Origin of the sequence: Micromonospora sp. NPDC005707 (assembly GCF_040631005.1) — a bacterium.
In the GTDB taxonomy this organism is placed as follows: domain Bacteria; phylum Actinomycetota; class Actinomycetes; order Mycobacteriales; family Micromonosporaceae; genus Micromonospora.
On record NZ_JBEXYR010000001.1, the window covers coordinates 96,961 to 116,160 of the forward strand.

General features: G+C 74.1%; 18 protein-coding genes. 6 read left to right on the forward strand and 12 right to left on the reverse strand.

The window, feature by feature from the left end:
• Nucleotides 1–21: 21 nt before the first annotated feature.
• Entirely contained in the window at nt 22–564 is a 543-nt protein-coding gene (locus ABZ452_RS00455) for a GNAT family N-acetyltransferase (RefSeq protein ID WP_357937340.1), read from the reverse strand.
• Between the two features lie 50 nt (nt 565–614).
• Here ABZ452_RS00455 and ABZ452_RS00460 point away from each other — a divergent pair, with 50 nt between their 5' ends.
• Nucleotides 615–1,457, forward strand: a complete 843-nt coding sequence (locus ABZ452_RS00460; RefSeq protein WP_357937342.1) for a YhjD/YihY/BrkB family envelope integrity protein — start codon at nt 615–617, stop codon at nt 1,455–1,457.
• Between the two features lie 203 nt (nt 1,458–1,660).
• Nucleotides 1,661–3,262, forward strand: coding sequence for an NAD(P)/FAD-dependent oxidoreductase (locus ABZ452_RS00465; protein ID WP_357937344.1), 1,602 nt, complete (start codon nt 1,661–1,663; stop codon nt 3,260–3,262).
• Here the strand turns inward: ABZ452_RS00465 and ABZ452_RS00470 are convergent.
• The 3 genes from ABZ452_RS00470 to ABZ452_RS00480 all read right to left on the reverse strand — a co-directional run bounded on the left by ABZ452_RS00470 (nt 3,243) and on the right by ABZ452_RS00480 (nt 6,569).
• On the reverse strand, nt 3,243–3,896 hold the full coding sequence (locus tag ABZ452_RS00470) for a TMEM175 family protein (protein ID WP_357938155.1): 654 nt from the start codon (nt 3,894–3,896) through the stop codon (nt 3,243–3,245). The genes ABZ452_RS00465 and ABZ452_RS00470 overlap by 20 nt on opposite strands.
• 106 nt (nt 3,897–4,002) lie before the next feature.
• A complete protein-coding gene (locus tag ABZ452_RS00475) occupies nt 4,003–5,583 on the reverse strand; it encodes a Rieske 2Fe-2S domain-containing protein (RefSeq protein ID WP_357937346.1) in 1,581 nt (526 codons plus the stop codon).
• Nucleotides 5,584–5,708: 125 nt separating this feature from the next.
• A complete protein-coding gene (locus ABZ452_RS00480; protein ID WP_357937348.1) occupies nt 5,709–6,569 on the reverse strand; it encodes a hypothetical protein in 861 nt (286 codons plus the stop codon).
• 92 nt (nt 6,570–6,661) lie between these two features.
• Between ABZ452_RS00480 and ABZ452_RS00485 the strand changes: the two genes are divergently transcribed.
• Nucleotides 6,662–6,886 (forward strand): DUF2631 domain-containing protein, encoded by a 225-nt coding sequence (locus ABZ452_RS00485; protein WP_091268655.1) that lies wholly within the window; start codon nt 6,662–6,664, stop codon nt 6,884–6,886.
• Between the two features lie 75 nt (nt 6,887–6,961).
• On the opposite strand, the gene ABZ452_RS00490 is transcribed toward ABZ452_RS00485, so the two are convergent.
• From ABZ452_RS00490 to ABZ452_RS00525, 8 genes are all read right to left on the reverse strand, one after another.
• Nucleotides 6,962–8,062, reverse strand: coding sequence for a DivIVA domain-containing protein (locus ABZ452_RS00490; RefSeq protein ID WP_357937350.1), 1,101 nt, complete (start codon nt 8,060–8,062; stop codon nt 6,962–6,964).
• 29 nt (nt 8,063–8,091) lie between these two features.
• Nucleotides 8,092–9,237 (reverse strand): 23S rRNA (adenine(2503)-C(2))-methyltransferase RlmN, encoded by a 1,146-nt coding sequence (rlmN, locus tag ABZ452_RS00495; RefSeq protein WP_262281395.1) that lies wholly within the window; start codon nt 9,235–9,237, stop codon nt 8,092–8,094.
• 104 nt (nt 9,238–9,341) lie between these two features.
• Complete coding sequence (locus tag ABZ452_RS00500) at nt 9,342–10,751, reverse strand: phosphatidate cytidylyltransferase (RefSeq protein WP_357937353.1); 1,410 nt, start codon at nt 10,749–10,751, stop codon at nt 9,342–9,344.
• Nucleotides 10,752–11,005: 254 nt separating this feature from the next.
• The gene (frr, locus tag ABZ452_RS00505; RefSeq protein ID WP_357937355.1) at nt 11,006–11,563 is read right to left on the reverse strand and encodes a ribosome recycling factor; all 558 of its coding nucleotides are present in this window, start codon (nt 11,561–11,563) and stop codon (nt 11,006–11,008) included.
• 87 nt (nt 11,564–11,650) lie between these two features.
• Nucleotides 11,651–12,418, reverse strand: a complete 768-nt coding sequence (pyrH, locus tag ABZ452_RS00510; protein ID WP_154225180.1) for a UMP kinase — start codon at nt 12,416–12,418, stop codon at nt 11,651–11,653.
• A 165-nt stretch (nt 12,419–12,583) separates the two neighbouring features.
• A complete protein-coding gene (tsf, locus tag ABZ452_RS00515) occupies nt 12,584–13,411 on the reverse strand; it encodes a translation elongation factor Ts (RefSeq protein WP_357937356.1) in 828 nt (275 codons plus the stop codon).
• 158 nt (nt 13,412–13,569) lie between these two features.
• Complete coding sequence (gene rpsB / locus ABZ452_RS00520) at nt 13,570–14,463, reverse strand: 30S ribosomal protein S2 (protein WP_357937358.1); 894 nt, start codon at nt 14,461–14,463, stop codon at nt 13,570–13,572.
• 383 nt (nt 14,464–14,846) lie between these two features.
• Nucleotides 14,847–15,800, reverse strand: coding sequence for a hypothetical protein (locus tag ABZ452_RS00525; protein ID WP_357937360.1), 954 nt, complete (start codon nt 15,798–15,800; stop codon nt 14,847–14,849).
• Between the two features lie 279 nt (nt 15,801–16,079).
• On the opposite strand from ABZ452_RS00525, the gene ABZ452_RS00530 reads away from it, so the two are divergent.
• Genes ABZ452_RS00530 through ABZ452_RS00540 form a run of 3 tightly spaced genes read left to right on the forward strand, consistent with a single transcriptional unit; the run spans nt 16,080 to nt 19,196 of the window.
• The gene (locus ABZ452_RS00530; protein ID WP_357937362.1) at nt 16,080–16,439 is read left to right on the forward strand and encodes a YraN family protein; all 360 of its coding nucleotides are present in this window, start codon (nt 16,080–16,082) and stop codon (nt 16,437–16,439) included.
• Nucleotide 16,440: 1 nt separating this feature from the next.
• A complete protein-coding gene (locus ABZ452_RS00535; protein ID WP_357937364.1) occupies nt 16,441–17,961 on the forward strand; it encodes a YifB family Mg chelatase-like AAA ATPase in 1,521 nt (506 codons plus the stop codon).
• Nucleotides 17,958–19,196, forward strand: a complete 1,239-nt coding sequence (locus ABZ452_RS00540) for a DNA-processing protein DprA (RefSeq protein ID WP_357937366.1) — start codon at nt 17,958–17,960, stop codon at nt 19,194–19,196. The genes ABZ452_RS00535 and ABZ452_RS00540 overlap by 4 nt, the downstream gene beginning before the upstream one ends.
• Nucleotides 19,197–19,200 lie beyond the last annotated feature (4 nt).

The window sequence follows — 19,200 nt, forward strand, 5'->3', positions numbered from 1 at the left end:
CGTCCGGCGGACGCCGGACGGCTACGCCGGGCTGGCCAGGACGAAGGTCTCCAGTTCGGCGCCGCCGTACCAGTCGGTGCGGGTGCCGACGTGGGTCATGCCCAGTCGCCGGGCCACCGCCATCGACGGCTCGTTGCCAGCCATCACCACGGCGTGGACCTGCCGGGTGCCGGCGGCGAACTCGCGCTCCAGCACGGCCCGGGCCGCCTCGGTGGCGTAGCCGTGCCCCTGCGCGTCGGGGTGCAGGTGCCAGCCGACCTCGATGTCGTCGGTGGGCGTGACCCCGTCGCGCCCGGGCAGCGGCTTGAGCAGGACGCTGCCGACCGCCCCGCCGGCCCCGCGCGGCTCGATGGCCCAGAGGCCCCAGCGGCCGTCGTACGGCGCGTAGCGCTCGCGCCAGGAGTGCACGCGCCCGAGGGCCTCGGCCGGGTCGGTCATCCGCCCCGCGCCGCCGCCCAGCCAGCGCATCACCTCCTCCCGGGAGTAGATGTCGTAGATCCGGGCCAGGTCGTCCGGCGACGCCGTCCAGTCCCGGACCACCAGCCGCTCGGTCGAGGTGATCACACGCGGGATCGTAATGCGTGCCGAGGCGTCCCACGGGGAACAGGATGGCGATGGGTGCGGGGTGGCAGCGGGCGAAGCGGATCACCGGCGTGGCGTTCCGGCCGGTACGCGGGCGGGACCTCTCGCTGCACGCCGCCGCGATCACGTTCTACGGGGCGATCGCCGTGGTGCCGGTGGCGCTGCTGGCGATCTGGCTCACCGGGCTGGTGGCCGGGGACGGTCGGGTGCGCCGGCTCACGTCGTACGCCATCGACACGCTGCCCACCGACATCGGCGCCAACCGGGCGGTGGCCGCGCTCGTGGAGGCCGGGTTGGGGCTGACCCCGCTGCTGGCGCTGGCCTCGCTGCTGCCGGCGTCGCTCTACGGCGAGGGGCTGCGCCGGGCGTTCGTCTCGGTCGCCACCCCGCCCGGCCAGGCGGGGACCCTGGTCGGCTGGCGCGGGCGGCTGCTGCTGCTCCCCCTGCTCGCCCCGGCCCCGGCGCTGCTGCTGTCGGTGCTGCTGGCGCTGCCGCTCACCACCCACCTGGTCAAGCAGGGCGGCTGGCTCGGGGCGCTGGGTGTGGTGCTGTCCTTCCTGGCCACCTGGCTGGTGCTCACCCCGGTCCTGGTGTGGGTGTTCCGGGTGGTCGGGCCGGCCGCCCCGGACTGGCTCGCCACGCTGGGCCTGGGCTCGTTCACCGCGGCGAACCTGTCCGGGTTCCTGCACGGGTTCGTGCTGTTCTGCTCGCTGCCGCTGGACCTGGGAGCCCCGTTCGGCGGGTTCGACGAGATCGGCGGCGGGGTGGCCGTGCTGCTCTGGCTCTACCTGTTCCACGTGATCGTGCTGGCCGGCTACTCGGCCACCCTGGCGCTCTCCCGCTGGCGGGCCACCCGGGCGGCCGCCCGCGCCTGACCGCCGGGGCCGGCCTGCCGGGCCTGCCGGGGCCGGGCCTGCCGGGCCTGCCGGGGCCGGGCCTGCCGGGCCGGGCCTGCCGGGGCCGGGCCTGCCGGGCCGGGCCTGCCGGAGGCCGCGGCGGCCCGACTCGGCGCGCGAGGCGCGGCTCCGCCCGCCGACCTCTCCCCGGACCGGGCCCCGCGCCGCTAGGCTGCCCGGGCATGAGCGAAGCGAGTGAGCTGCCGTCCCGCGCCGACGTCGTCGTGGTCGGCTCCGGGCACAACGGTCTGGTCTCGGCGATCCTGCTGGCCCGCGCCGGCCTCGACGTGCTGGTGCTGGAGGCGGCCGAGGTGATCGGCGGGGCCACCCGCACCGAGAACCCGTTCCCCAAGGTGCCCGGGCTGCGGCACTCCACCGGGTCGTACCTGCTCGGGCTGATGCCGCCGGAGCTGCTCGCCACCCTCGACGTGACGATCCCGGTGCTGCGCCGCGACCCGCACTACTTCCTGCCCACCCCGGGCGGTCTCGGCTCGCCGTACCTGCTCTTCGGCAGCGACACGGCGAGCACCCGGCGGCAGCTGGCGGAGTTCTTCTCGCCCGCCGACGTGGCCGCCGACGACGCGCTCCAGGCGGAGCTGGCCCAGCTGCGGGAGGACCTGGCGCCGGCCTGGCTGGCCGAGCCGCTGCCGGTGGAGGACACCGCCGAACGGTACGTGCGGCCCGCCCTCCGGAAGGTCTTCGTCGACCTGGTCCGCGGCTCGGTCGCCGACTACCTGGCACGCTTCGACTTCCGCTCCGAGCTGCTGGTCAGCATGTACGCGGTCACCGACGGCCTCTCCGGGCTCAACGCCGGGCCGGACGACCCGGGCACCGGGCACAACTTCCTGGTGCACAACATGTGCCGGCTGCCCGGCTCGGAGGGCACCTGGATGATCGCCCAGGGCGGGATGGGCACCGTCTCCCGAACCTTCGCCGACGCGGCCCGGGCGGCCGGCGCCCGCATCGTCACCGGCACGCCCGTCACCGCCGTCACCCTCAACGGCGGCGCGGCGGGCGGGGTGGTGCTGGCCGACGGGCGGGAGGTGGCCGCCTCCGTGGTGCTCGGCGCCTGCGACCCGTACCGGTTGATGGAGCTGCTGCCCGACGGCGCGCTCCCGGCGGAGCTGGGCGCGCGGATGGCGGCGGTCCGCCGGCCCGGCACCACGCTCAAGCTCAACCTGGCGCTCACCGGCCTGCCCCGCTTCTCCTGCCTGCCGGCGGACGCGCCGAGCCCGTTCGGGTCCACCATCCACCTGCTCCCCGGGTCAGCCTCGCTGGTCGGCGCCGGCGGCGAGGCGCCCATGGCCGCGCTGCGCGGCATGTGGGCGGACGTGCAGGCCGGCCGGCTGCCCGAGGAGCCGACCATCGAGTGGTACCTGCACACCACCGTCGACCCGTCGCTCTCCGACGGCGCCGGGCACCACTCGTCGGCGCTCTTCGTCCAGTCGGTCCCCTACGAGCTGGCCGGCACCACCTGGGACGCGGCGCTGCCCGGCTACGTCGACCGCCTGCTCGACATCTGCGAGCGGTACGCGCCGGGCACCCGCGACCTGATCGCCGACGCGGTGCCGCTGCCCCCGCCGGGCATCGAGGCGCACTTCGGCATCACCGGCGGGCACATCCACCACGTCGACAACACCGTCTCGTTCACCGACCGGATGCCCTACGCCACCGGGGTCGACGGCGTCTACGCGGGCAGCGCCGGCTGCCACCCGGCCGGCAGCGTGATCGGCGCGGCCGGGCACAACGCCGCCCAGCGCATCCTCAGCGACCTCGGTCGCTGACCGCACCGCCGGCCTCGGCGGCGCGGGGCAGGTCGCCGGGGCGGCGGACGAGGGAGAGGCCGACGAGCAGCAGCAGGTAGAGGAGCAGGCTGAGGATCGGGTCGACGAAGACGAAGGCGAAGGCGAAGGCGTAGAGCAGCGGGCGCACCACCAGCCGCCGGGAGACCGCCCGGGCCAGTTGCGGGTCCAGGTCGGGGTGGAGCAGCCGGCGCCGGCGGGCCCACCACCAGCTCAGGTTGAAGAAGAGCGACTCGCCCAGCACGGTGCCGAGGTAGAGGGCGGCGGTCAGCCGCTGCTCGGTGTCGCTGCCGCGCAGGTTGTCCGCCAGCAGGTCGGCGGTGAACGGGATCGCCGCCACGAAGAGCAGCACGAGCAGGTTGAACATGAGCAGCACCTGGTCGACCCGGACCACGTACCGCCACATGTTGTGATGGCCGAGCCAGATCTGGCCGGCGATCAGGAAGGTGATCACGTACGCCAGGTAGGTCGGCCAGGCCTGGACGAGGGCGTCGGGGAGCTCCTTCCCGGGGTCCCGGGCCGGGCCGTTCTGCAGCAGCTCGACGGCCATCACGGTCAGCACGACGGCGAAGACGCCGTCGCTGAACGTCTCCACCCGGGAGGCGTCCCGGGTCATCTCCCGGTCGCGCCCGAACCGGTACCCGCTCCCGCCCGCGCCGTCCGCCACGCCGCCCCCTTCCGACCTGATGGTCACCCGGCGGGGGCGGCGGGCGGGCGGAAACTCAGCTGATCGCCTCGCCGGCGGGGGCGGGGGTCTCCGCGTCGGCGCGGTGCGCGCGGATCTTGTGGCCGACGCTGGTCAGGCAGCGGCCGCTCGCCATGTCGAACTTCCACCCGTGCAACTGGCAGGTGAGCTGGTCGCCCTCGACGATGCCGAACCGGCTCAGGTCCGCCTTCAGGTGCGGGCAGCGGCGCTGCACCACCCAGCCGTCCAGGGTGATGTCCTCGGCGTCGACGGCCCGCTCGTGCTCGTCGTACCAGCCCTCGGCGTACTGGAGACGCTCCTCCGACAAGCACTTGAAGAACGCGTAGACGAACTCGTTGTACTGGCCGATCCGGGCCGCCGAGAACCGGCAGGAGAGGAAGAGCGAGTTGACCCAGTCCACCTCGCCGATGTGCAGCAGGTGCTCGATCAGCGCCCGCTCGGTGCGGAACCGGTAGCGGACCTTCTCGTCCGCGTACGGCCGGACCTCCTTGCCCGGGAAGTCCACCACGATCGACTCGACGCTCTCGCCGTCGTACCCGACCAGGTCGAACCGGACCGGCCCGCCCACACCCTTGGCCAGGTAGATCGACTCGTCCAGCAGCGGCTCGATCCGGCGCTTCATCTCACCGAGCACGTCGACCTCGGGGTGCCGCCAGGACGCCTTCTCCGCCTCGATGATCGGGCGCTTGCGCTCCCGCATCTCCTCCAGGTGGGCCCGCTTGTTCGCGAAGAACTCCTCGACCGGCACCGGGTGGGTGGTGGTCGCGCCGTCGGTGGTCACCTCCGCGACGCTGCCCGGCAGCAGCACGATGCCGTTGGTCCCGCCGACCTTGGCGTACTCGGACAGGAACACCGACTGGTCGGGGAAGATGTTCCCCTCGTCGCCGAACACGTCGTTGAACTGGAACAGCTCGTCGTCGAGGAAGCAGGGCGGGCCGGCGATCGGGAAGACGTGGTCGGCCTTCAGGTCGTCGATGTAGCGCCAGGTGCGGTCGAACTGCCGCTCCCGCTTCTGCTTCCCGAACGCGGTCTTCGCCGCCTGGGGCAGCTCGTAGACCATCGGGTACCAGATCGCGCCGGAGAACTGGAGCAGGTGCGCGTGCACGTGGCCCAGCTCGGCGAAGACGGTCAGGTCGGTGGGGCGGGCGTCGTTCTGGTTGAGCAGCCGGACCCCGTCGTACTCCACCCAGAGCGACGAGTCGCCGATCGGGCCGTCGGTCGGGCTGGTCAGCGCCTGAATCATGATCTTCAGGCCGCCGGGCAGCTCCACGACCTGCTCGTTCGGGGCCTTGAGGAACTTCGTGAAGCCCAGCTCCCGCAGCTCGTCCTCCATCTCCGAGGTGGGGAACTCGGGCAGCAGGACGGTGGCGTCCTTGGAGATGTGGTCGCGCAGGTGCCTGGCGTCGAAGTGGTCCCGGTGCAGGTGCGACACGTAGAGGTAGTCGCACTGGCCCAGGGTCGCCCAGTCGAGCTGGGAGTTGTCCGGGAAGGGGAACCAGGAGGCGAAGTAGGCGGGATTGACCCACGGGTCGCACAGGATGCTGCCCGCGGCCGTGTCGATCCGCATGCTGGCATGGCCCGTACCGGTCACTCGCACCGTAGTCCCCCTCAAAAAGGCATCAGGCGTACGTCAAGACGCTACCGGAGGCAGTGTGGTCGCCGTCCCGCGACGCCGGTAGTGACCTTCCGCCCCGGCCGGCCGGGTCCAACGGCCCGGCGGCGTCAGCCCTCGATCACTCCGGTCCAGGTCCGCCGCTGCGGGGCCGACGCGCACCAGGCGTCCATCAGCCCGGCGATACGGTCCACCGGCGCCGCGAGGTGTACCCGCTGACCGCCGGCGACCTGGTGGTCGCGGTCCTGGTGCACGGTCCCCTCGCTGCAGCAGGCACACAGGGCCCGCACGCCGCTGGCCGGCTCCGCCGCGTACCCGTGCTCGTCGAAGAGCGCGGCCAGCGCGCGGACGTCCTCCGGCGTGGCGGCGGCCACCTCGACGGTGGTGGTCGGCAGCTCCGAGGCCCGGAACAGCAGCAGCTCGTCGAAGACCGGGTACGTCCGCCCGTCGACCGCCCGCTCGCCGTTGGGCGCACCGTCGTGCACCACGACCTCGCCGAACCGGCGGCCCGAACCCGGCGTCGGCACGTTCAGCACGCGGGCCCGGGTGGGGCAGAGCCGCCGGGCCCAGACCACCTCACCGCCGCCGCTGAGCCGGATCGGCGTGACGCCGAAGTCCGCCTCGATCTCGCCCTCACCGTCCGGGATGTCCAGCCCGTACCCCGACCAGGCCTGCCGCGCCGTCGCCCAGTCCTCCACGATCGTCGCCGCGATGCCCAGGTTCCAGAACGCCGGGTCCTCGCTGCCGGGCGTCGAGCGGGCGGCCGCCTCCCGCCCCAGCTCGTACGCCTTGGCCCAGTTCCGCAGGAACTTGTACGCCAGCGCGGCGTTGTACCACCACGACTCGGCCGCGGGGAGGTCCGGGTACCGCCGGGCCAGGCGCTCCCACAGCTCACCGGCGACCGGCCAGTCCTCGGCGTCCCACGCCTGCTGGGCCCGCTTGTACAGCTCGCGGTCGTCCTCGCGGGTCATGTCTCCCCCACCATCAGGTCGGACCCCGCACCGGCGCCGCCACGGGGCGTGCCAGACTAACCGGAGATCCGATCGCGAGGGAAGGACCGACAGTGGCAGGAAGTGAGCCGGTAACCGCGCCCGACCAGCACCGGCCGGGGCACCGCAAGTCGGGGCGGATCGGCGCGGTGCTCTCGGCGGTGGTGTTGGTGGTCATGGCGCTCTGCGGCAACCACGAGGGCAACGTGGAGAACATCTGGCTGTTCGGGCTCGCGGCGCTGCTGCTGGCCATCGTCATCGGCGACGCGGTGCTGCGCCGCAACGGCCTGCGGTCCTGACCCACACGCGCTCGACCCGTACGCGAAAGGGCCCGCCCCCGATCGGGGGCGGGCCCTTCGTCGTCGTGCGGGGGCTCAGCGGCCGAGCAGGATGTCCTGCACGTCCTTGAGCGCGGCGTCGACCTCGGCCTCGAAGTAGCCGCCGGGCACCAGCCCGAAGCGCAGGGTGTCCAGGTCCTTCGGGTTCACCGGCATCGGGTTGCGGCCCTGCATGCCACCGAGCAGGGTCTCGAAGAACCGGTCGACCTGGTCCGGGTCGTACCCGCTGCCGAAGCGGCGCACCTGGAAGCTGCGGCGGATCTGGTCCACGCGGTAGAGGTCGCTGCCGGGCGGGCCGGCCATCGGCGGTCCCACCATCGGCGGACCGGCCATGGGCGGGCCGGACATCCCCGGGCCGCCGCCGTAGCCCTGGTCCGGGCCACCGTAGCCCTGCTCGGGGGCACCGTAGCCCTGGTCCGGGCCGTAGCCCTGTTGCGGCAGCTGCGGCGGGCCGGCCGGGCCACGACCGCGCGGGTCGCGCATGTCCCGCTCCGGCATCCGGAACTCGGCGGTCATGTCGGCGTGGCCGTGCCGGCCGGCCTCGAAACCGTCGAAGCGCTCGTCCTGGCCGTAGCCGCTCGGGCCGGGCGGCAGGCCACGGGAGGGCGGGCCGCCGTGCCCCATCGGGGCGCCCGGACCCATCGGGCCGGGGCCGCCCGGGCCGCGGGGCGCGTCGTAGCCGCCGCGCGGGCCGTCGTAACCGCCGGCGAAGGCGCCGGTCGGCTCGTCGTAGCGGTTGCCGTAGCGGTCGGCGGGCGGGCCGGCCTGCGCGGGCATCGGCCGGGGCGGCATCGGGGGTTGCGGCACGGGCGAGAGGCCACGGTCGTCGCGCATCGGCGGGCCGAGCCGGTCGGCCATCCGGGGGTCGCCACCCCGCCCGCCGGGGGCGCCGCCGCGCTCCTCCAGCTCGGCGAGCTGCCGCTCGACCCGGTCGAGGTGCAGGTCGACCTGCCACTCGTCGTAGCCGTTGAAGCGGACCCGGAAGACGACGTCGTGGACCTCCTGGGAGGCCACGGGCGCGCCGACCGGCTGGCCGGCGAGTGTCGCCTCCACCCGGTCCAGGAAGGCGTCCACCTCGTCGACCTTGTATCCCCGGCGGAGCGCCTTACGCCGGAAACGCTGACCCTGACTCGCCACTATGTCTCCTGGTCTCTACCGCTACGCCGTCACGCCGTTGCGGCGCGTGGGTCGCTGTCCCTGTCCTCGGCGGCGGCGAGCTGCCCACACGCCCCGTCGATCTCGCGACCCCGGGTGTCCCGCACCGTGGTGGACACCCCGGCGTCGCGCAACCGCCGGACGAACTCCCGCTCGACCGGCTTCGGGCTGGCGTCCCAGCGGCTGCCCGGAGTCGGGTTGAGCGGGATCAGGTTCACGTGGGCCAGCTTGCCGGCCAGCAGCCGCCCGAGCAGATCGGCTCTCCACGGCTGGTCGTTCACGTCCTTGATCATCGCGTATTCGATGGACACGCGACGCCCCGTCGTGTCCGCGTAGTCCCACGCCGCGTCCAGCACCTCGGACACCTTCCAGCGCTGGTTGACCGGCACGAGTTCGTCGCGCAGCTCATCATCGGGGGCGTGCAGCGACAACGCAAGGGTCACTGAGAGGTCTTCGCTGGCCAGTCGGCGGATGGCCGGAACCAGGCCGACCGTGGAAACGGTGATGTGCCGCTGGGACAGGCCGAGGCCCTCCGGCGCCGGGGCGACCAGCCGGCGGATCGCCGCCACCACCCGGGCGTAGTTGGCCAGCGGCTCGCCCATGCCCATGAACACCACGTGCGACAGGCGCGGCGGCGAACCCGCCACCGCCCCCGAGGCGGCCACCCCGGCCAGGTAGACGGCCTGGTCGACGATCTCGGCGGTGGAGAGGTTCCGGGTCAGCCCGGCCTGACCGGTGGCGCAGAACGGGCAGGCCATGCCGCAGCCCGCCTGGCTGGAGATGCAGACCGTGACCCGGTCCGGGTAGCCCATCAGCACGCTCTCGACCAACGAGCCGTCGTGCAGCCGCCAGAGCGCCTTGCGCGTGGCGCCGTCGTCGCAGGCCATCTCGCGTACGGGGTTGAGCAGGGTGGGCAGCAGCGTGCCCGCCAGCCGCTCACGGGTCGCCGCCGGCAGGTCGGTCATCTGCGCCGGGTCGCGGACCAGACGGCCGAAGTAGTGGTTCGAGACCTGCTTGGCGCGGAACGCCGGCTCACCCAGCTCGGTGACGAGCGCCTGCCGGCCCGGCAGGTCCAGGTCGGCGAGGTGACGGGGTGGCATCGCGGGCCGGCGGCCGCGGGCGTCGGGGTCTACGGAAATCAGCGGGAGGCTCGTCATGGCGCGTCCAGTCTGACACGCCGAACGGGGGACGCACCTGTCCGTGCGTGCCGAATCGGCACCGGCCGGCCGGCCGAGGCGACGCCACCCGCGTGATTCACGCCTCAGCCCGCCATCGGCACGAAGATCGCCAGCAGCAGGTAGGCGGTCGGCACCGCGAACAGGATCGAGTCGAGACGGTCCATCAGGCCGCCGTGCCCCGGGAGCAGGTTGCTCATGTCCTTCACCCCGAGATCCCGCTTGATCATGGACTCGGCGAGGTCGCCGAGGACCGCCGCGCCGGCGATCGCCACCCCGAACAGCGCACCCCACCACGGGGCCACGTCGAGCAGCAGCCAGAGCAGCAGGGCACTGCCCGCGGCGGCCGCGGTCACCGAGCCGGCGAAGCCCTCCCAGGACTTCTTCGGGCTGATCGTGGGAGCCATCGGGTGCTTGCCGAAGGCGACGCCGGCCGCGTACCCGCCGGTGTCGGAGAGCACCACGGCGACCAGCGTGACCAGCACCCGCAGGTGACCGTCGTCGGGGGCGGCCGCCAGCATCGCCGCGAAACCGCCGAGGAACGGCACGTAGACCGCGATAAGGGTGGCCGCGGTGAGATCCCGCTGGTAGTTGCCCGGCCCGTCGCCCAGCCGCCAGATCATCGTGCCCAGCACGGTGACCAGCAGGCCGAGGCAGAGCGCGTCCGGGCCGGCGAACCAGGCCAGCCCCACGGTGATCACGCCACCGGCGACCAGCGGCACCAGCGGCGGGTGGGCGCCGCTGCGGCGGACCGCACGGGCCATCTCCCAGCAGCCGATCGCCACCGCGGCGGCGACCACCGCGAGGAACGCCGGCAGGTAGAAGAAGAGCGGCACGACGATCGCCGCGCCGAGGGCCAGCCCGACGCCGATCGCGGCCGGCAGGTTGCGCCCCGCCCTGGACGCCTTCGGCTGGGCGGTCGGCGGACGGTCCGCGCTGGCCCGCCGCCGGCCCCTCGACCGGCGGGCCGCCGGCTCCGGGTCCGGTCCGGGATCGTCGCGCACCGCCGGGAGCTGGGTGGTCGGCTCGTCGCGTACCGGAGCGATCTGGGCCGTCGGGTACTCGTCGTCGGGCCGGTCGTAGCTCCGGCCCCGCGGGGTCGCGTCCTGGCGTTCCCTCGGGTCGGCGCCCCGGCTCCGGTCGCGCGGGCCGTGGTCCCACAGCTCCTGGTCCGCGGTCGGGAAACCACCGGGACCGGCGTCCCGGCGGGCCGCGTCCACGTGGCCCGGGCCGCGGGGGGCCGGCTCGTCGCGCCAGCCCCGCTCCGGGGCCGGCGGTCCGTCGTACGGGCGGCGACCGCGCGACGCGTCGTAGCCGTCAGCCGGCCGGGCGTGCGGGTCGGTGGCGGGACGGCCGGGCGGGCGCGCGTACGCCTCCGGGCCGGCACCCGCCCGGCGCCAGGGGCCGGGCTCCAGGTCGGTCTCCGGCCAGGGCAGCGGGGCCGGGCGGTCCCAGCCGCGCGGCTCGGCGTTGCCGTAGGGGTCGGGGTGGGACATCACGCACCGGCAGGCGGTACGGGAGCCACCACATGACGCAAGACCAAGACCATCCCCTACAGCCGCGAGCAGTTCCGGTTGACCGGCCGGACGGCCGGCCGACCCCCGCCGTTCACCCCGTGGTGGGCGGGAATCCTGCCGAGCCTACTGCACCCGGGAAGCCCGCACGGCGGACGTGGGCCGGCACGACGACGGCACCGGGCCGCCACCCGGGCGGGCGGCGGCACACCGGTGCCGTGACGGTACGCGGGCGCTCAGACCTCGAGCAGCTCGTTCTCCTTGTGCTTGACCAGCTCGTCGACGTTGGCGACGAAGCGCTGGGTCAGGTCGTCCAGCTCCTTCTCCGCGCGCCGACCCTCGTCCTCGCCGACCTCGCCGTCCTTGACCAGGCGGTCCAGCTCTTCCTTGCCCTTGCGGCGGATGTTGCGGACCGCCACCTTGGCCTCCTCGCCCTTGTGCCGGGCGACCTTGATCATCTCGCGGCGCCGCTCCTCGGTCATCTGCGGGAGCACGATGCGCAGCTGGTTGCCCTCGTTGTTCGGGTTGACCCCGAGGTCCGAGTCGCGGATCGCCTTCTCCATGGCGTTCAGCTGCGAGTTGTCGTACGGCTTGATGATCACCATGCGCGGCTCCGGCACGGCGATGGACGCCATCTGCGGCAGCGGGGTCGGGCTGCCGTAGTAGTCGATGACGATCCGGGAGAACATGGCGGCGTTGGCGCGACCGGTGCGGATCCCGCCGAACTCCTCCTTGGCGTGCTCGATGGCACGCTCCATCTTCTCCTCTGCCTCGAGGAGGGTGTCGTCGATCACCGGTCTCCTCGCCTCCTTCTGTCGCTCGTCGTGGGCTCTGCTGGTGCTGCTGTTGTCGGAGGACCGCTGCCGGCTCGGCAAAACCGGTCAGGCGGTGATCAGCGTGCCGATCTTCTCACCGCCGACGGCACGGACGATCGTGTCGTCGCCCTGGGCGCCGAAGACCAGCATCGGCAGGCCGTTCTCCATGCAGAGGCTGAACGCCGCGGCATCGGCCACCCGCAGGTTGCGGCGCAGCACCTCGGAGAAGGTGATCGAGTCGAGCTTGCTCGCCGACGGGTCGATCCGGGGGTCGGCGGTGTAGACCGCGTCCACGCCGTTCTTGCTCATCAGCACCACGTCGGCGCGGATCTCCAGCGCCCGCTGGGCGGCCACCGTGTCGGTGGAGAAGTAGGGCATCCCGGCGCCCGCGCCGAAAATGACCACGCGGCCCTTCTCCAGGTGCCGGATCGCGCGCAGCGGGATGTACGGCTCGGCGACCTGGGCCATGGTGATGGCGCTCTGCACCCGGGTCTCGATGCCCTCCTTCTCCAGGAAGTCCTGGAGGGCCAGGCAGTTCATCACCGTGCCCAGCATGCCCATGTAGTCGGCGCGGGCCCGGTCCATACCGCGCTTCTGCAGCTCGGCGCCGCGGAAGAAGTTGCCGCCGCCGACCACCACGGAGACCTGCACGCCGCGGCGCACCACGGTGGCGATCTGCCGGGCGATGGCCTGCACGACGTCGGGGTCGACGCCGATCGCGCCGCCGCCGAAGACCTCACCGGAGAGCTTCAGCACCACCCGGCGGGCCCGACCGGGAGGCGGGGCGGTCGGGTCATCCGCCGCCAGGCTCCGGTCACTCACAACCTGCGTCATCCGACACGCCCCTTCCGTCGCGCACCTCGTGGGCGCCGCGTACCGCGTACCTGCCGCTGCCGACCCTATGTGACGAGGAGGCCGCGGTGCCTGTCACGTACACCGGCGGCCTCCTCGTCGAAGATTTCCCTGCGCACGGGCGCGTCAAGCGCCCGGTGCGGCGGCTCAGGCCTGGCCGACCTCGAACCGCACGAAACGGGTGACCTCGATGCCGGCGTCGGCCAGCAGCTGCTTCACCGTCTTCTTGTTGTCGGCGACCGCCGCCTGCTCCAGCAGGACGAAGTCCTTGAAGAAGGCGTTGACCCGGCCCTCGACGATCTTCGGCAGCGCGGCCTCGGGCTTGTTCTCCTCGCGGGCCGTCTGCTCGGCGATGCGCCGCTCGGACTCGACGGTCTCGGCCGGGACCTCGTCGCGGGTCAGGTACTTCGGGCGCATGGCGGCGATCTGCATGGCCACGCCGCGGGCGTCCGCGTCGCCGGCCTCGTCCGCCTTGCCCGAGTACTGCACCAGCACGCCGACCGCCGGGGGCAGGTCCTGGCTCTTGCGGTGCAGGTAGACCGCGGTGGTGCCGTCGAGCTTGGCGAAGCGGTTGAGCACCAGCTTCTCGCCGATCTTGGCCGACTGCTCCTGGATCAGGTCGGCCACGGTCTTACCGTCGATGGTGCTGGCGAGCAGCTCCTCGGCGTTGGTCGCGCCGCTGGCCACACCGTGCTCGACCAGCTGCTGGGCCAGCGCGATGAAGGCGTCGTTCTTGGCGACGAAGTCGGTCTCGCAGTTGAGCTCGAGCAGCGCCTGGCCGGCGTGGGCGATGAGGCCGTTGGCGGCCGTGCGACCGGCCCGCTTGCCGACGTCCTTGGCGCCCTTGACGCGCAGGATCTCGATGGCCTTGTCGAAGTCGCCCTCGGCCTCGGTCAGCGCCTTCTTGGAGTCCATCATGCCGGCGCCGGTGAGGTCGCGGAGCTTCTTGACGTCCGCGGCGGTGAAGTTGGACATGACTCTCTCTTCGGTGTTTGAGACTGCGTTCGGATGTCTGGCTGCCGGTTACCCGGATTTCTGGCCGCCGGTCTGCCCGGCTCCGGGCCGGTTCTGCCCGGCGTACCCGTCGCGCCCCACCGACCGTGAAAACGGACGGTGGGGACGCGACGGCGAGATCACTCCGCGGCGGCGGTCGCCGGCTGCTCGGCGGCCGGCTGCTCGGCGGCCGGCTGCTCGGCGGCGGGCTGCTCGGCGGCGGTCGCCGGCTGCTCGTCGGCCTTCTTCGGCTCCTCGAGCAGCTCGCGCTCCCACTCGGCCAGCGGCTCGTCGGCGCCGACCTGGCCCGGCTCCGGCTTCTCGTCGCCGCCACGGCCACGGCCGGAGCGGGCGATCAGACCGTCGGCGACGGCGGCCGCGACGACCTTGGTCAGCAGCTCGGCCGAGCGGATCGCGTCGTCGTTGCCCGGGATCGGGAAGTCGACCTCGTCCGGGTCGCAGTTGGTGTCGAGCACGGCGATCACCGGGATGCCCAGCTTGCGGGCCTCGTCGACGGCGATGTGCTCCTTCTTGGTGTCGACGATCCAGACCGCGGCCGGGAGCTTCTGCATGTCGCGCAGGCCACCGAGGGTCTTGGACAGCTTCACCTTCTCGCGGGAGAGCTGGAGGGTCTCCTTCTTGGTGTAACCGGCGGCCGTGCCGCTCAGGTCACCCAGGGCCTCGAGCTCCTTCATCCGCTGGAGCCGCTTGTACACCGTCTGGAAGTTGGTCAGCATGCCGCCGAGCCAGCGGTGGTTCACGTACGGCTGGCCGACCCGGGTCGCCTGCTCGGCGATGGCCTCCTGGGCCTGCTTCTTGGTGCCGACGAAGAGGATGCTGCCGCCCCCGGCCACCGTGGTGCGCACGAAGTCGTACGCCTTCTCGATGTAGTCGAGGGTCTGGCGCAGGTCGATGATGTAGATACCGTTGCGCTCGGTGAAGATGAAGCGCTTCATCTTCGGGTTCCAGCGCCGGGTCTGGTGCCCGAAGTGGACACCGCTCTCCAGCAGCTGACGCATGGTCACGACGGCCATGGTGGGTACTCCCTGTTTGTCCCTGGTTGTCCCGTCCGGCCGGCGGCCGGACGCCTGGCGCCCGGTCGCCGGCCATGATGGGCCCGATCAGGATCGGGACCAGGGAGGCCGCCGCCCCACGAGATCCGTGGAGAGGGCGCGCGAGGTCGACCGCGCAAGGCGGTCGCCAGTCGACCAGTGTACGCCCCTTCTCCGCCCCCAGGTCCCGGGGTTCGGGAACGCCCGTCCGGCCCCTTTCCGGGCGCTCCGCGCGGCGCGGCGAGCCCTGCGGTGGAGGGTCCGGACCCGGGCCGCGGGGCCGTCAGGCCGGGCCGCCCGGGCTGCGGGGCCGTCGGGCGGGCGGCGGGCCGTCCGAGCGGGGATTCGCCGGCCGGGACGGTGGGTCAGCGGGCCGCGAGGGCGGCGGCGAGGAAGAGCACCAGTCCGACGGTCAGGTAGGCGGTCGGCGGGCGGAGCCAGCCGCGGCTGCCGTCGGCGAGCGCCAGTCCTCCGGTGCGCAGCCCGTACAGGCCGGTGCCGAAGATCGGCAGCCCGAGCACCAGGAACGTGCCCACCACGACGTGCGAGGTGGAAACCGGGTCGCCGACCACGCCGCGCAGCAGCACGCGCAGCGCGGGGACCTCCAGGACCAGCACCATCACGGCGAGCAGCACCGCGAGAGCCGGGCGCCGGGTCCGGTAGACCCCGTCGCCGGGCGGCGGGCCGTCGGGCCGGGGCGCGACCGACGGCATGGGGCCGGTCGGCATCTCCAGGGGGTGCGGCGTCGGCCCGGCCGTCATCTCCGGCGCGGGGCCGCCCGGGCGCTCCCCGACGACCAGCGGGGTCGCCGCGCCGGGACCGGGCCGGTCCGCCATGGTGATCGGCGCCGCTCCGGTGTGGGCCGGACGGCCCGCCTCGACGACCGGGTAGCCGCCCACCGGAGCGGCACGCAGAGGATCGGCGGCGCGGTCCGCGGCGAGCGGATCGGCGGACTCGCGGGCGGGGTAGCCGCCCACCGGAGCGGCACGCAGGGGATCGGCGGCGCGGTCCGTGCCGAGCGGATCGGCGGACTCGCGGGCCGCCCGCCGGCCGCCGCGCTCCCCCGGCAGCTCACCGGAGGTCTCCACCGGGTCGTCCAGCCGGTGGGGCCGCCAGCCGTCCGTGTCGTCGCTCAGCGGGTTGGCGGTCCCGAACCGGCCCGGGTCGCCGTACCGGTCCTCGCCCGTGCGCTGCTCGGGGGTCCGGAGGTTGTCGTCGCGGTAGCGCGGTTCGCCGGCGGCGCGCCAGTCCGGCTCGTACCCGCGGTCGCCCCAGGGCGACCCCTGCTGATCGTCGGGAAAGCTCCGTCGTCCGTCCACGACCGGCACGGTATGCGACCGGCACCACGCGCGCCATTCGGGCCGCTCGGAGCATCGCCGCTGGTCACGGACGACATAGCCGGTCATCACGGGCACCTGGCTCAGCGGCGGGCCTACCGGGCACAGGGCCGGTGTCACCCTCCTCGGGTCGACCGAGGACGGTGCCAGGCTCTAGCACAGCAGCAGCATGATCGTGGGTCCGTCCACAGGGGCCCCCGCCGTCCACAGGGCGCCCCGCTCGGGACCCGTCCCCCACCCGGCCGCCGCAGGCTGGCCGGCATGACGAAGCGGAACCAGGCCGTCGGGGCGTACGGCGAGCGGTGCGCGGTCCGGCACCTGATCGAGGCGGGGCTGCGCCCGGTCGCCCGGAACTGGCGGTGCCCCGAGGGCGAGATCGACATCATCGCCTGGGAGGGGCCGGTGCTCGCCTTCTGCGAGGTGAAGACCCGGCGCACGGAGGATTTCGGCAGCCCGGCCGAGGCGGTGGTGCGGGCCAAGGCGCGGCGGTTGCGCGGGCTGGCGGCACGCTGGCTCGCCGCGACGGGCACCACCGCCGAGGAGGTCCGCTTCGACGTCCTGGCGGTCCGGCTCCCGGTCGCCGGGCCGGCCCGGGTCGAGCACGTGAGGGGCGCGTTCTGACATGAGCTACGCCAAGGTGCTCTGCGTCGGCCTGGTCGGGGTGGCCGGGCACGTGGTGGAGGTGGAGGCCGACCTGGCCCCCGGGCTGCCCGGCGTGGTGATCTCCGGCCTGCCGGACACCGCGCTGCACGAGGCCCGGGACCGGGTCCGCGCGGCCATCGTCAACTCGGGCCAGAAATGGCCGAACCGCCGGATCACCCTCAACCTGCTGCCGGCCACCCTGCCGAAATACGGCTCCGCGTTCGACCTGGCCATCGCCGTGGCGGTGCTGGGCGGCTCGGGCGAGCTGCCGCTGGTGCCGCTGGACGCCACGGTGGTCCTCGGCGAGCTGGGCCTCGACGGCACGGTGCGCCCGGTGCGCGGCGCGCTGCCGATGGTGGCCGCCGCGGCCCGGGCCGGGTTCGCCCAGGTCGTGGTGCCGGCCGGCAACGCGGCCGAGGCGGCGGTGATCCCCGGCGTCCGCGTCCGCGCCGTCGACACCCTGCACCGGCTGGTCTCGTTCGTCCGGGACGGCACGCCGCTGCTCGCCCCGCCGACCGACGCGCCCGCTCCGGTGACCGGTGGGCCGGATCTCGCCGACGTGGCGGGGCAACGGCTCGGCCGGCGGGCGCTGGAGGTGGCGGCGGCCGGCGGGCACCACCTCGCGCTGCTCGGTCCGCCGGGCGCCGGCAAGACCATGCTCGCCGAGCGACTGCCGTCGGTCCTGCCGGAGCTCGACGACGACGCCGCCCTGGAGGTCACCGCCCTGCACTCGATCGCCGGTCTGCTGCCGCCCGGTGGCCGGCTGCTCCGCCGTCCCCCGTTCCAGGCGCCGCACCACACCGCCACGGTTCCGGCGCTGGTGGGCGGCGGGTCCGGGCTGGCCCGGCCCGGGGCGGTGTCGCTCGCCCACCGGGGCGTGCTCTTCCTCGACGAGGCCGCCGAGTTCAGCAAGGGGGCGCTGGAGGCGTTGCGCCAGCCGCTGGAGAACGGCCGGGTCCAGGTCGCCCGGACGCGCGGCTCCACCGAATACCCGGCCCGGACGCAACTGGTGCTGGCCGCCAACCCGTGTCCCTGCGCGAAGCCGTCGGGCGACGCCGCCTGCGAGTGCACCCCGTTGGCCCGGCGGCGCTACCTTGGCCGGCTCTCCGGCCCGCTGCTGGACCGGGTCGACGTGCAGGTGCGGCTGCCCCCGGTACGCGCGGCGGAGTTGTTGCAGACCGGCACACCCAACGAGTCGTCCGCGACGGTCGCGGCCCGGGTCGCCGAGGCGCGCCGGGCCGCCGCCGAGCGGTGGGCCTCGACCGGCCGGCGGGTCAACGCCGAGATCCCCGGCCCCTACCTGCGCCGGCCCCCGTGGCGCCTGCCCGGGCGGGACACCACGGAGCTGCGGAAGCGGCTCGACACCGGCTCGCTGTCGGCGCGCGGCTTCGACCGGGTCATCCGGCTCGCCTGGACCATCGCCGACCTGGACGGGCGGGACCGCCCCGACGGCGGGGACATCGCGGAGGCCATCCAACTGAGGACGGGAGAGGGCGCGTGAGCGGCACCGAGGAACACCTGCTGGCAAGGGTGGCGCTGACCTGGCTCGCCGAACCGGGCACCTGGTCGGTGCACCGGCTGGTCGAGCAGCTCGGCCCGGTCGCGGCGCTCGACCTGCTCCTCGACGGCGGCGCACCGGACTCGGTGCTCCGGTCGGCCGTGGCGGCCCGCTCCGCCGCCGGTGACGCGCGAGCGGTGGCGGAGCAGGCGCTGCGCCGCACCGAGCGGCTCGGCGCGCGGATGATCACCCCCGAGGACGAGGAATGGCCCGTCCAGGTGGCGGACCTGCGGGCGCTCCGGCTCTCCGGGACCGGTCGCCGGGTCGACCTGGAGACCGCCCCACCGCTCTGCTTCTGGGTACGCGGGGCGTGGCCGCTGGGCGAGGCGCTGGCGCGATCGGTCGCCGTGGTCGGCGCCCGGGCGGCCACCCCGTACGGCACGCATGTCGCCACCGAGCTGGGCTACGGGCTGGCCGACCGGGACTGGACGGTGGTCTCCGGCGGCGCGTTCGGCATCGACTCCGCCGCGCACCGCGGGGCGCTGACCGCGGGCGGGCTCACGGTCGCCGTGCTGGCCTGCGGGCTGGACCGCCCGTACCCGATGGGCAACGCCGCCCTGTTCGACCGGATCGCCGAGACCGGCCTGCTGGTGAGCGAGTGGATGCCCGGGGCCGAACCGCTGCGGCCCCGCTTCCTCATCCGCAACCGGGTGATCGCGGCGGCGACCACGGGCACGGTGCTCGTCGAGGCGTCGGCCCGCAGCGGCGCCACCCAGACCCTCAACCGCGCGATCGGCGTCGGGCGGCCGGCCATGGTGGTGCCGGGGCCGGTCACCTCGGCCATGTCGGTGGGCGCGCACGAGGCGCTCCGCGAGCATGAGAAGGCCCGGCTCGTAACCGGCACCGCCCACGTGCTGGAGGAGGTGGGGCGGATCGGGTACGACCTGGCGCCGCCCGCCCGCGCGCCGGAACGCCCCCGGGACCAGCTCGACGACGAGGCGGCCCTGGTGCTGGAGGCGCTACCCCGGCGGAAGGCGATCGGCCTGGAGCGCGTGGCGGCGCGCGCCGGGGTGGACCTGCGTACCGCCATGCGCAAGCTCTCCATGTTGGAGGAACTGGCCATGGTGGTGCGCCGCGACGAGGGCTACGCCCTCGCGCCGCCACCGGAGCGCGGGACCGGGGGCGGCCGGGCGCCGACGGGAGTCAGTCCGGGTCCGCCCGCCGCTCCGCCGAGCTGACCTG